Below are 12,829 nucleotides of genomic sequence, written 5' to 3'. Positions count from 1 at the left end.
CCGGTGCTGCCAGCAGCGCACCGGATGCGCCGTTCCGCGGACTTCGAGCGGGCGGTGCGAAGGGGTGCGCGTGGCGGGCGCGAGTCGTTGGTGGTCCACCTGACGTTCGAGACCGACCTCGGGCCTGCGAGCCCGGTGGTCGGTCTCGTCGTGTCCAAGGCGGTGGGCAACGCGGTGACGCGCAACCGGGTCAAGCGGCGGCTGCGTGAGCTGGTGCGGGCTCGACTCGAGGTCCTGCCGCAACGGTCGTGCGTCGTGGTCCGGGCACTACCACCGTCGGCTCAGCTGCCGTACGCCCAGCTGGGGGCAGACCTCGACGGCGCGATCCGAACGGCCGTGCGCCGCGCTGGTCGGGCAGCCGCGGCATGACCACCACAGGTTCGCGCGTCCCCTGGTCGCCTGCGCGGGTGGCCCGGCTGGTCGTGGGCATCCCCCGGGCTGTGCTGCTCGGTGCGCTGCGGCTGTATCAGCTCTACGTCTCGCCGATGCGTCCCCCGACGTGCCGGTTCTACCCGTCCTGCTCCCAGTACGCCGTCATCGCCGTGACGCGTCACGGGGCGCTGCGGGGCAGCTGGCTGGCCGCGCGCCGGCTGCTGCGGTGCAACCCCTGGAACCCGGGCGGGGTTGACGACGTTCCTCCCCCCGGTGCCGTGCACCGGCACCATCACGTGGCCCCGGCCACCCGCTGAGTCTCGAGGAGACCCACCGCATGAGCTGGTTCGACGGTCTGCTGTGGCCGATCATGGTCGCGGTCGCGTGGATCATGGTGCAGTTCCACAAGCTGTTCACCGCCCTCGGTCTGCAGGAGGCCGGCGGCGCCGCCTGGACGCTGTCCATCGTCGGCCTGGTGATCGTCATCCGCGTCGCGCTGATCCCGCTGTTCGTGCGGCAGATCAAGGCGTCCCGCGGGATGCAGCTGATCCAGCCGGAGATGCAGGCGATCCAGAAGAAGTACAAGGGCAAGACGGACCCGGCGTCCCGCGAGGCGATGAGCCGCGAGACGATGGAGCTGTACCGCAAGCACAACACGAACCCGTTCTCGTCGTGCCTGCCGATCCTGGCCCAGTCGCCGATCTTCTTCGCCCTGTTCCGGGTGCTGAACTCCCTCACGCTGCTGTCGCAGGGCAAGTACGCGGGTGGCAAGACGCACATCGGCCCGCTGACGCAGGAGCTCGCGCGGCAGGCCGAGTCGGCGACGCTCTTCGGTGCGCCGCTGTCCGGCACGTTCATGCGCGCCGCTGGGAACACGCACGTGCAGGTGGTGACGATCATCCTGATCGTCGCGATGTCACTGACCACGTTCACCACGCAGCGTCAGCTGACGATGAAGAACATGCCGAAGGCCGCGCTCGAGGGGCCCATGGCTCAGCAGCAGAAGATGCTGCTCTACCTGATGCCGCTGATCTTCGCGTTCTCCGGCGTGAACTTCCCCATCGGTGTGCTGATCTACTGGACCACCACCAACCTGTGGTCGATGGGCCAGCAGTTCTACACGATCCGGCGGATGCCAGCCCCGGGCTCGCAGGCCGAGGCGCAGCTGAAGGAGCGTCAGGCGCGTCGAGCCGCCCACCATGGTGGTGGCGCCGCGGACACGGCGCCGTTGCTCGAGATGGACGAGAAGCCGCGGGTGAGCGGTCAGCGTCAGCAGCCGAAGCGCAAGGACCGGGCGAAGTCTCGTCCGGGGACGGGTGAGGCCCAGGCTGCTTCCACCACGTCTGCGTCCGGCGCCGCACCGTCCACCGAGGACTCGGCCGCCGAGGTCGCGCGCGCGCCGAAGGTGGCGTCCAAGCATGCCGGCGATGGCGCGGTGCAGCCGCAGAAGCGCAGCTCGAGCGCTCGGACCGCTCCGGGTGCGGGCGACACGGACGCAGCGCCGGAGAGCGGCACGGCGGCCAAGCCGGTGCGGAAGAAGAAGTCTGACGGCGGGTCGACGACGTCCCGTCCGGAGATGTGACGACGTGGCTGGAGCACAGGAGACCATGAACGACGTGACGACCACACCCGACGTGTCCGGCGGGGCCGACCAGATCAAGCGCCTCGAGGAAGAGGGTGAGATCGCAGCCGACTACCTCGAGGAGCTGCTCGACATCGCGGATCTCGGTGGGGACATCGACATCGACGTGGAGCACGGACGAGCCGCAGTCGAGATCGTTGCCGAGGACAGTGCCGACCGGTCGCTCGGGCGGCTCGTCGGTCGGGACGGAGAGGTGCTCGAGGCGCTGCAGGAGCTCACGCGGCTGGCCGTCCAGACGAAGACCGGCGATCGCAGCCGGCTGATGCTGGACATCGCGGGATACCGGGCCGGTCGACGCGCTGAGCTCGTCGCCATCGCCGAGGAGGCCATCGGCCGGGTTCACGCGAGCGGGGCGCCGGTGGCGCTGGAGCCCATGAATCCCTTCGAGCGGAAGGTGGTGCACGACGCCGTGGCGGCCGCAGGGCTCATGAGCGACTCCGACGGCGAGGAGCCCAATCGGTTCGTGGTGGTGCGGCCCGCGTAGCGCGGTCTCGGCCGCCGGTCGGTGGCGGGAGACAGAGGCTCCGGTTTCACGTGAAACCGGAGCCTCTGCGTTTGGGCGCGCTGGGTTGGGACGACGAGGGCGGCCGGGGCCGACTGTGTCGCGCCCTGCATCTCTGAGGGTTTGGCGCGGACTTCCGGGTCGGTCGCGATGCCGTGTTTCACGTGAAACGGCGGAGGTCGAGGCGCCGTTCCTGCGTGGTGTACGGCACAGCAGAGTTTGCGGATGCTGCCGCCTCTCAGCTCACGCCGCCGGGTGCACCTCTCCTCGAGGACCTCACTTCACCTGCGCGATAGTGGCTCGGACGCCTGGTTGCGCCCGTCGGTGGTGCTGCGACGCCGAGCCGTCCGCTATCACGTGGAGTGCTGCCGTTCGGCGTTGGCGTGCCGCGGTCCGGTTGTCGGCGACACCGGTCCGGATGTCGCGCCTTCTTGGTAGGCCGGCGTGGATTCCGCAGTTCGGCGGGACGTCGCACGGCCGGCGGGTTAGTGGTGGTCGGCGCGCTGACGGGCGTTGTTCGGGCGGGGCCTGCGCGACCTCACGCCGTGCGCTCTGGGCGAGGGCAGCGCGTAGCGCAGGGCGCCGGCGTGCGGCGCGGCTGGCCCTTGGTCTGGAGCGCACATCGTGCACGGGGTGGTGAGCGGGCGCCGCCGAGGGCTGTGCGCTGGTTGGAGCGCTGGGCACAGCAGTGCCGTCGACGTCGCAGTGAAGGGCTGCCCCGACGCCGCGGCCCGGCGGCGACGGCGTGACGTGCAGGCGGCTTGCTGGCTGCGGCCACCGCGCCTCTCGTCGGGAGGGACGCCGCGGCATCTCCCGGGGATCGGAGCGCCGCGATCGGGGTCCGCCCACCGCTCGGCTGCATCGGCGGAGTCGGTCCCGGTCCGCTCAGTGTTCAGTGGACGCGGGCTTCAGCGTCCTACCTCTCGATCCGGACGGGATGTTTCACGTGAAACAGCAGGTTCAGGTCGGCGGCGGCTGCCAGTGTCGCCGGTCGTACGCCGTCTCAAGCGGCGTCGCCGAGGCGCGCTCTCTCGGGGCCGAGTGACCGGCGGAGCTCTGCCCGACTCGGTGCAGCTGGCGCCTATGCCGCACCACGGGATGCGTCGCGTGAGAGGGGGAAAGGCATGCATGAGACGAGGGCAGCCGGGGCACTCGGGGGCGAGGCTCGACCTGAGCATCATGGGGAGGGGGCCATCAGCCGGTGAGCGCAGGCCGCGGCGCCACACACCGCACGGCGGCGACCCCGCGGTTTCACGTGAAACAGCGTCGGCAGCGCCGCGGGCCCATCCGAGCTCGTGCGGCAATCTCGAGCGAGTGGTGGACCCCGGGCCGTCTCCCAGGTGTGAGGCATCCACCGGGGTGCCGACCGGGTACCGTGGGCCGGTCCGGTCGCCGACCGTGGAAGCCGGACCTGAGCGGCGACAGGTGGAGCGGGGTGCGGGTGGGCGCGGATCAGGACCTGGCAGTCACCGACCCGCTGGACGGGGACGCACGCCTTCCCGATGTGTTCGGTTCCGCGTGGCCGTCCGTCCAGCGCTTTCGCCGGCTCCTGGTCGACGAGGGGCCCGTCCGTGGGTTGATCGGTCCGCGCGAGACGGCACGGCTGTGGGAGCGGCACCTGCTGAACTCAGGGGCGGTGGTCGACCAGCTCGGTGGCGTGGCCACGCTCATCGATCTGGGAAGCGGCGCTGGTCTCCCGGGTGTGGTCATCGCTGCGATGGCACCAGCCGTCCACGTCACCCTGCTCGAGCCGATGGCCCGAAGAGTCGCCTGGCTGGAACACGTGGTCACGGAGCTGGGTCTCTCGAACGTGGAGATCATGCGCGGACGGGCCGAGGAGGTCGCGGACCGGCTGCGAGCAGACGCGCTCACAGCGCGGGCCGTCGCACCGCTCGAGAAGCTCTACGGGTGGGCAGCGCCGCTCGTGGTGCCAGGCGGTCTGCTGCTGGCGCTCAAGGGAAGCCGCGCTGGTGACGAGATCGCGTCCGCCAGGGAGAGCGCCGCGCGATTCGGCTGGGAGGACCCGGTGATCGTCGCCTCGTCGCTGCTGGACGGCGTTGAGCCGACCACCATCGTGAGAGCAGTACGAGCAGTGGGGGCGCGGCGTGTTCGGTAGGAAGCGCAAGCGGACGGATCCGGTGCCGGCCCAGCCGATAAGCACGTCGCCCGATGCTTTGGCGTGGCTCTCACCGGGTGCCACGAACAGTCCGCAGGGTGACCGCCGCGACGGTGATCGTTCCGAGCCAGCGCCAGGCCGGCGAGGGGTGGAGACAGACCCCGGCGGCAGTGCCGACATGAACCAGGACGCGTCAGTGGACCACAGGTCGGCCGCCCCGGACGCCGAGCCGACACCAGCCCCGGACGCGCGCGGATCGGCGACCGACACGCAGGCCGCCCAGGGCTTCGCGGCGGCGGGCGAGTCGAGTGTGTCGTTGGCGGCCGGTCCTGTTTCACGTGAAACCATCAGCGTCGTACCGACGACAGTCCCGGTCGATGTCGAGACACCACCTGATGTCCTGACCGACGGACCCGATGGTCTGGACGAGGTTTCACGTGAAACGCGGCGGCACACAGAGGGCGGAGACCGCGCGGGGCAACCGCCGCAGCGAGTGGGCGACAGCAGCACGACGAGAGGGCTCAGCACCGGCATGGAGACGCCAGCGACAGTCGACACGGCGACGGCCGCGCCGGGTACCGACCTGCCGAAATCGACGAGCGCTCCCGTGCCGGACGGTCGGGCGACGTCGTCCGGGTGCGCCACCGTCTGGTCCGAGCGCATGCCGACGTCGCCGCAGCGGTCCGATGAACCCGCGTCGAACCGACACGTCGATGCACCGGCGCCTGAGTCGGACGAGCAGCGGCGCGCAGCTCTCGTGAAGAGCCTGCCGTCCGTCTCGGCCGACACCCCACTCATGGCGGAGCTCCACGAGGACGCACGACGCCGGATCGAGCTGCGTGGGCGGCGATTCCCGCGGCCGGCTGCGACCCGGGTGATCACCGTCGCCAACCAGAAGGGTGGCGTCGGCAAGACCACCACGGCGGTGAACCTGGCCGCCGCCCTGGCGCAGTCCGGACTGACGGTGCTGGTGCTCGACAACGACCCGCAGGGCAACGCGTCGACGGCGCTGGGCGTCGAGCACCGCGCAGGCACGCCGTCGATCTACGAGGTGCTGATCGAGGACCTCCCGATGGAGAAGGCCGTTCAGGAGAGCCCGGAGATCCCCGGGCTCTGGTGCCTGCCGGCGACCATCGACCTCTCGGGAGCGGAGATCGAGCTGGTCTCGATGGTCGCGCGAGAGACGCGCCTGCGCACCGCCCTCGACCGCTACCTGGGTTGGCGGCAGGCCAGTGGGCTGTCGGACGTGGACTACGTCCTGGTGGACTGTCCGCCCAGCCTGGGGCTGCTGACGGTGAACGCCTTCGTCGTCGCGAGGGAGGTGCTCATCCCGATCCAGTGCGAGTACTACGCACTCGAGGGGCTGAGCCAGCTGCTCAAGACCATCCAGCTGATCCAGGCGCACCTGAACCCGACGCTGCACGTCTCCACGATCCTGCTCACCATGTACGACGCCCGGACCAACCTGGCGCAGCAGGTGGCCGCCGAGGTGCGTCAGCACTTCCCGGACCGGACGCTGCGCACCACCGTGCCCCGGTCTGTCCGCATCTCCGAGGCACCCAGCTATGGCCAGACGGTGATGACCTATGACGCCGGGTCGTCCGGCGCGCTCGCGTATCTCGAAGCGGCCCGCGAGGTGGCGGAGCGCGGGGCGGCTCCGACGAACGGTTCCAGCACGGGGATGCCGGCCATGGCGGCCGGTCAGGAGGAGGAACGGTGAGCGAGAAGCGACGCGGTCTGGGACGAGGACTCGGTGCCCTGATCCCGACGAGCCTGGACGGCGCCCGCTCCACCCGGGAGCGACCGGTCGACGTCTTCTTCCCGGATGCGCGCCCGCAGGCTGCCGCCGACGGCCCCAGCGACACCCTCGTGGCGACGATCGACCCGGACGACGTGGCCATGGAGGGCGACGCCCTCGGGACGGCGCCCGAGCCGGCTGTGAGCGCGACCGAGGCCGACGAGGTCGCGGAGGTCACACCCGCGAGCAGCGGGGACAGCCTGGAGTCGAACCCTGAGGGCGACGACCAGGACTCACGGGGTCCGGTGATCGAGCCCGAGGGCCCGTCCACGGCGGCCGCCGTCTTCGACGGGCTGCACGGCGAGCTCTCCGCCGTACCCGCGCCTCGTGCATCCGGCGAGCCCGCCTCCGACAGGGCGGCCGAAGGAACCGAGCTGGTCCCTGTGCCGGGCGCCGTGTTCGCAGAGCTGCCGCTCGACGAGATCCGGCCCAACCCGCGGCAGCCGCGGACGGTGTTCGACGAGGACGCTCTCGACGAGCTGGTCGGCTCCATCCGTGAGATCGGTGTGCTGCAGCCCGTCGTCGTGCGGCGAGCCGGCGACTGCTACGAGCTGATCATGGGCGAGCGGCGCTGGCGCGCGGCCGGTGCCGCCGGTCTCGAGGCGATCCCGGCCATCATCCGGGAGACGGGCGACGAGGACCTGCTCCGGGACGCCCTCCTGGAGAACCTGCACCGATCGCAGCTGAACCCGCTCGAGGAGGCGGCGGCCTACCAGCAGCTGCTCGACGACTTCGGGTGCACCCACGACGAGCTGGCGTCCCGCCTGCACCGGTCGCGGCCGCAGATCTCCAACACGCTGCGACTGCTCAAGCTGCCGCCGCTCGTCCAGCGCCGGGTCGCGGCGGGGGTGCTGTCGGCCGGTCACGCACGAGCACTCCTCGGACTGGCAGACGGCGGAGCGATCGAGCGTCTGGCGCAGCGGATCGTCGCCGAGGGGCTGTCGGTCCGCGCGGTCGAGGAGATCGTGGCGCTCGGCGGGGACGGACTCGTGGCCAAGCGCCGGACGGCGCCGCGTGCCGGGGTGCGGAACGAGGCGCTGGACGCGTTGGCGACCCGGCTCTCCGACCGGTTCGAGACCCGCGTCAAGGTCGCCCTCGGCAAGAGCCGTGGGCGGCTGACGGTCGAGTTCGCCTCGGTCCAGGACCTGAACCGCATCCTCAACACGCTCGCCCCCGAGGACCCCGGCTTGTTCCACGGGTGAGGCGCGGGCTCGCTCAGGCGCCGTTTCGGCCCCACGCCGCGGCGGCGCTGTGCCGCGGCTCGGCCTGGCGCCGAGCCGTCCGAGCCGGGCTGGAGCACGCGGCGTCGAACTGGCGTGCGATATCAGCCGCTACTCGAATAGATGGTTGAGCGCGGAACCGGCCCCGAGCGGGGGGTCGCGGGACACGGGAGAGCCGACCGAGTCGCCTCGGCGCTGTCGGAGCCGCGGGACGTGTGCGGCGCGGCGCCGTGGCGATGGCACGCTCGTGCCGGTGCTCGCACCCGGTGCGCGCGGGCGAGCCCGGTCGCGATCAGGCGTCGGTGGTGACCCGGGTGTCCAGGTGGTCGGTGGCCGCTCCGCTGTCGTAGGCGGCGATCGCGGCGTCGACGAGCGACCGGTACAGCGGCCCGAGCCCGAATCCGGCCGCCTCGGCCGCCTGCGGGAGCAGCGACGTCTCGGTCATCCCGGGCGCCACGTTCACCTCGAGGAACCAGGGCGTCCCGTCCGCGTCGACGATGAGGTCGGTGCGGGAGATGCGGGCGAGGCCGAGCGCCTGGTGCGCGGCGACGGCCACGGCGCCGACCCGCTCGGCGAGCTCGTCGGACAACCGGGCGGGGGCGAAGTACTCGGTGCGGCCCGGGTTGTAGCGGGCGTCGTAGTCGTACGGACCGTCGGTGACGATCTCGACCGCCGGCAGTGCGAACGGGCCGTCCCCGGTGTCGAGGACGCTGACGGCCAGCTCGGTACCGATCACGGCGCGCTCGATCAGGGCGGTGTCCGAGTAGGAGAAGCACTCGACCATCGCGCGTGGCAGCTGGTCCGCCGAGGTCACGAGGGTCATGCCGAGTGCCGAACCCCCGCGGGACGGCTTGACCACCAGGGGCAGGCCGAGGCGGCGCACCACCGCGTCGAGGATCCTGGCGGCGCCCAGCTCGCGGAAGAGCGACTGGGGCAGGGTGACGAACTCCGGTGTGGCGATGCCGGCGCGCGAGGCCACGGTCTTGGCGATCGGCTTGCTCCAGGCGACCCGGCTGGCGCGCGGGCCGGTGCCGAGCACCCGGAGGCCGAGCAGGGCGAGAACGTCGCGCACGGAGCCGTCCTCACCGCTGGCTCCGTGCAGCAGCGGCCACACCAGGTCGGGGGCGAGGTCGGAGAGCACAGGGACCAGGTCGGCGTCGACGTCGTGCACCGTGACGTCCGCACCCGTCGAGCGCAGCGCCTCCGCGACGCGACGTCCGGAACGGAGGGAGACGTCCCGCTCGTGGGAGAGGCCCCCGGCGAGCACGACGATCCGAGGGGAGGACGGGGTGGGGTTCACGCTGCTGCGCTCCAGTCGAACGGTCCGTCGAGGGGCGGACGGGGAACAAGCGGTGGTGCAGGGAGGACCGATGTGGCGAGGGCGGGGCCGGTCGCCGGCGTCCGCACCCGTGCGGTGGGCCCGGGAGCCGCCCTCAGGCGACGTCCGGACCCGGCGACTGCACCACGTCGTCGGACACGCCGGCGGCGGTGCCGAACAGCTCGACCAGCTCCGACTCGCCGGACACGACGGTCGCCAGGCGGCGGACACCCTCGCGGATGCGCTCGGGCGTCGGGTAGCAGAACGACAGTCGCATGTGGTCGGCGCCCTGGCCGTCGTAGTAGAAGGCGGTGCCGGGCACGTAGGCCACCCGCGCGGTGACGGCGCGGGGCAGCATCTCCTTGGCGTCGAGGCCGTCGGGCAGCTTCACCCAGGTGTAGAAACCACCGTCCGGCACGGTCCAGCTGCAGTCCGGCAGGTGCTCGGCGAGCGCCCCGACCATCGCGTCGCGACGCTCGCGGTACATCTCGCGGTACTTCTTGATCTGCCCGCGCCAGTCGCAGGTGGACAGGTAGGCGGAGATCGCCAGCTGGGAGGCGTTCGACGGGCACAGGATGGCCGACTCGCTGGCGAGCACCAGCTTCTCGCGCACCGCGTGCGGGGCCACCACCCAGCCGACCCGGTAGCCGGGGGCGAACGTCTTGGAGAAGGACCCGAGGTACAGCACGCCCTCGTCGTCCAGGCCACGCATCGCCGTCAGCGGCTCGCTGTCGAAGCCGAGCAGCCCGTAGGGGTTGTCCTCGAGCACCAGCACACCGTGCCGACGGGCGATCTCCAGTACTTGGGGCCGCCGCTCGGCGGACAGCGACACACCGGCGGGGTTGTGGAAGTTGGGGACCGTGTAGAGGAACTTGACGCGGCGGCCCGCGGCCTCGAGGCGGACCAGCGTCTCCTCGAGCGCGGCCGGCATCAGCCCGTGCTCGTCGATCGGCGTGTGCACCACGTCGGCCTGGTAGGCGCGGAACACGCCGAGCGCACCGACGTACGACGGCGCCTCCGCGACGACGACGTCGCCCGGGTTGATGAAGATGCGCGTGACCAGGTCCAACGCCTGCTGCGAGCCGGTGGTGACCACCACGTCGTCCGGGTGCGCGTCGATGCCCTCGAGGCGCATCACCTCGAGGATCTGCTCCCGCAGCGTCTCGTCGCCCTGGCCGGAGCCGTACTGCAGCGCCGTCAGCCCGCGGGTGGCCACCACCCGGGCCGTCATGTCGGAGAGCACGTCCAGCGGGAGGCCGTCGAGGAACGGCATGCCACCGGCGAGCGAGACGACCTCAGGCCGGTTCGCGACGGCGAACAGGGCTCGGATCTCGGAGGCCCGCATGCCGTGCGTGCGGTCGGCGTAGGAGCCGAGCCACTGGTCCAGGCGGGTGCCGGTGCCGGCGGCAGCGGACGACGGGGGACGGCCCGGCGTCTCGCGGTCGGGCACAGGCGAAGGAGTCATGCGCGTCAGTGTCGCACGTCACCTGTGCGGGACGGCGGCAGGGATCGGTGGACGGCTCGTCCGGGGGTGGTGACCGGTGGGCTCGAGCGGCGAGCCGGTGAGGCGCGGCGGTGCCGCGACGGGTCAGACTGCAGCCAGCAGCTTGCGCACCTGCTCGTTCAGGACGGCCTTGGGCCGGGCGCCGTACAGCACGTCGACCAGCTCACCGCCGGAGACGAACTGCAGCGTGGGCAGGGAGACGATCCCGTACCGCGCGACGAGGCCGGGGTTGCTGTCCGCGTCGACCGTGACGAACCGCACCGTGCCGGCGTAGGTCTCGGCGAGCTCGTCGAGCACGGGTCCGACCAGACGGCACGGTCCGCACCACTCCGCCGTGAAGTCGACCACGACGGGCAGGGGCGAGGCCAGAACCTGCTCGTCGAAGGTCGCGTCGGTGACGGGCTGGGCGCCGCTCACGCGGTCGCCTCGCCGCCCGGCACGGTGACCAGCGCCTCGCCGGCGGGCACCGGGTCGACCACCTGCGGCTCCTCGACCAGACCAGCCAGGTAGTGCTGCGCGTCGAGCGCGGCCGAGCAGCCCGAGCCGGCGGCGGTGATGGCCTGCCGATAGGTGTGGTCCACGACGTCGCCGCAGGCGAACACACCGGTCAGGTTGGTGGCCGTGGTGCGGCCCGCGACCTTGATGTAGCCGTTCTCGTCCAGGTCCACCTGGCCGACCAGCAGCTCGGTGCGGGGCACGTGGCCGATGGCGACGAACAGCCCGCCGGCCGGCAGCTGCCGCGTCTCACCGGTGAGCGTGTCGCGCAGCACCACGCCGATCACCTTGTCGGCGCCCTCGATGCCGACGACCTCCGAGTTCCACGCGAAGCGGATCTTCGGGTCGTTCTGGGCGCGGTCCGCCATGATCTTCGAGGCCCGCAGCTGGTCACGGCGGTGCACCATCGTCACGGTCCGGCCGAACCGGGTGAGGAACGTCGCCTCCTCGACGGCCGAGTCGCCGCCGCCGACCACGACGATGTCCTGGTCACGGAAGAAGAACCCGTCGCAGGTGGCGCACCAGCTGACGCCGCGGCCGGACAGCCGCTTCTCGTCCGGCAGGCCCAGCTCGCGGTAGGCAGAGCCGGTCGACAGGATGACGGCGCGCGCGCGGTACGTGTCGCCGCCGCCGGTGACGATCGTCTTCACCGGTCCGGCCAGGTCCAGCGAGGTGGCGTCGTCCCAGACGACCTCCGCACCGAACTTCTCGGCCTGCTTCTGCATGGCCTCCATCAGCTCGGGGCCCTGGATGCCCTCGGGGAAGCCGGGGAAGTTCTCCACCTCGGTGGTGTTCATCAGCGCGCCGCCGGCGGTCACCGACCCGGCGATGACGACGGGGGCCAGGCCGGCGCGAGCGGCGTAGATCGCCGCGGTGTAGCCGGCGGGTCCGGATCCGACGACGACGACGTCACGGATATCGGTGGTGTCGCTCACGGGTGCATCCCTCGACTGTCGGAGTTCTGTGGCGCCGGCCGTCGGGGGTGTCTCCCGCCGGCCCGTGCGCACGCGTCAACCGATCGTAGGGCGCATCTGTTCCCGTCCCGAGCGTCCGCTCAGCCGAGCTGGACCTCGGTCAGCTCGACGCGGAACGAGCCGTCCGGCATGCTCGGCAGCTCCGTGAACCACAGGCTCAGGGTGCTGGTCGCCGTCGGCGGCTTCAGCGTGAAGGCGGCGTTGCCCGAGAGCGGGCCGGAGGCGAGCACCGTGCCACCTCCCGGGTTCGAGGCATCGGTCGCGCGGATCTCCACCGTGCCGCCGGTGCCGTTGGTGTGCAGCGTCACGGAGGAGACGGTGGTCGACTGCTTCAGCGTGATCACGTAGCCGATGCCCTGCTTGAGGCCGCCGAAGTTCGCCGACTTGTAGGTGCGCGAGACCCAGAAGGTCGAGGGGTCGCCGTCGAACGCCTTGGTGACCGTCTCGGGGTGGTCACCCTCGGTGCCGTTCGCGTCGACGGAGGCGCCCGAGGCGATCACCGGGGCCCCGCCGGTGGGAGGGGTCGAGGCGCCGGAGGAGGCGGACGGGGTGCCCGACCTGGAGCTGCTCGCGCTCGCGCTCGCGGAGTGCAAGTGGGACGCCGTACCGCTGCCGCCGTGCGCCGACGGGCCGCTGAGCAGGGACTTCGCCGCGAAGGCGACGCCGATGACCACCAGGAGGACGACGACGGCGAGCACGATCACGGTCGGGTCGAACCGGCGCCGTCCGACCGGCTCCTCGCGGACACGTCCGAAGTCGAAAGGGTCGTCGTCCTGGCTCTCCGGCTCCCGCAGCACGGCGGGCGGCACCGCGGCGGGTGCGACCGCGGGCGGCACGGCGGGAGGCAGCGGCGCGGTGCCGCCACCGCTGGCGGGGCCGGTCGCGGCT

At 71.8% G+C, this 12,829-nt stretch carries 11 protein-coding genes and 1 pseudogene; 7 read left to right on the top strand and 5 right to left on the bottom strand.

The window, feature by feature from the left end:
- Window positions 1-3: 3 nt before the first annotated feature.
- From rnpA to N0B34_RS08730, 7 genes are all read left to right on the top strand, one after another.
- Entirely contained in the window at window positions 4-369 is a 366-nt protein-coding gene (gene rnpA, locus N0B34_RS08760; protein ID WP_263730992.1) for a ribonuclease P protein component, read from the top strand.
- Window positions 366-689: a membrane protein insertion efficiency factor YidD gene (gene yidD, locus N0B34_RS08755; protein WP_263730991.1), complete on the top strand. Its 324-nt coding sequence runs from the start codon at window positions 366-368 to the stop codon at window positions 687-689. Before rnpA ends, yidD begins: the two co-directional genes overlap by 4 nt.
- Window positions 690-709: 20 nt before the next feature.
- Window positions 710-1,954, top strand: coding sequence for a membrane protein insertase YidC (yidC, locus tag N0B34_RS08750; protein WP_263730990.1), 1,245 nt, complete (start codon window positions 710-712; stop codon window positions 1,952-1,954).
- Between the two features lie 25 nt (window positions 1,955-1,979).
- Entirely contained in the window at window positions 1,980-2,498 is a 519-nt protein-coding gene (locus N0B34_RS08745; RefSeq protein WP_263730989.1) for a protein jag, read from the top strand.
- A gap of 1,453 nt (window positions 2,499-3,951) precedes the next feature.
- Window positions 3,952-4,632 (top strand): 16S rRNA (guanine(527)-N(7))-methyltransferase RsmG, encoded by a 681-nt coding sequence (rsmG, locus tag N0B34_RS08740; protein ID WP_263730987.1) that lies wholly within the window; start codon window positions 3,952-3,954, stop codon window positions 4,630-4,632.
- Between the two features lie 796 nt (window positions 4,633-5,428).
- Window positions 5,429-6,352: a ParA family protein gene (locus tag N0B34_RS08735; RefSeq protein ID WP_263730986.1), complete on the top strand. Its 924-nt coding sequence runs from the start codon at window positions 5,429-5,431 to the stop codon at window positions 6,350-6,352.
- Window positions 6,349-7,632, top strand: coding sequence for a ParB/RepB/Spo0J family partition protein (locus N0B34_RS08730; RefSeq protein ID WP_263730985.1), 1,284 nt, complete (start codon window positions 6,349-6,351; stop codon window positions 7,630-7,632). Before N0B34_RS08735 ends, N0B34_RS08730 begins: the two co-directional genes overlap by 4 nt.
- 310 nt (window positions 7,633-7,942) lie before the next feature.
- Here N0B34_RS08730 and N0B34_RS08725 read toward each other — a convergent pair whose 3' ends face one another.
- The 5 genes and pseudogenes from N0B34_RS08725 to N0B34_RS08705 form a co-directional block, all read right to left on the bottom strand.
- Window positions 7,943-8,950, bottom strand: a complete 1,008-nt coding sequence (locus N0B34_RS08725; RefSeq protein ID WP_263730984.1) for a D-alanine--D-alanine ligase — start codon at window positions 8,948-8,950, stop codon at window positions 7,943-7,945.
- Between the two features lie 133 nt (window positions 8,951-9,083).
- Window positions 9,084-10,433, bottom strand: a complete 1,350-nt coding sequence (locus N0B34_RS08720) for a PLP-dependent aminotransferase family protein (protein WP_263730983.1) — start codon at window positions 10,431-10,433, stop codon at window positions 9,084-9,086.
- 123 nt (window positions 10,434-10,556) lie between these two features.
- Window positions 10,557-10,889: a thioredoxin gene (gene trxA / locus N0B34_RS08715; protein WP_263730982.1), complete on the bottom strand. Its 333-nt coding sequence runs from the start codon at window positions 10,887-10,889 to the stop codon at window positions 10,557-10,559.
- Window positions 10,886-11,902 (bottom strand): thioredoxin-disulfide reductase, encoded by a 1,017-nt coding sequence (gene trxB, locus N0B34_RS08710; RefSeq protein WP_263730981.1) that lies wholly within the window; start codon window positions 11,900-11,902, stop codon window positions 10,886-10,888. The genes trxA and trxB overlap by 4 nt, the downstream gene beginning before the upstream one ends.
- 119 nt (window positions 11,903-12,021) lie before the next feature.
- Window positions 12,022-12,829: pseudogene (locus N0B34_RS08705) on the bottom strand (hypothetical protein); the annotation flags it as partial.

Source organism: Cellulomonas sp. SG140 (assembly GCF_025770785.1).
In the GTDB taxonomy this organism is placed as follows: Bacteria; Actinomycetota; Actinomycetes; order Actinomycetales; family Cellulomonadaceae; genus Cellulomonas.
Note: the sequence above shows the minus strand (reverse complement) of the source record. Positions and strands in the feature narration are given on the sequence as shown.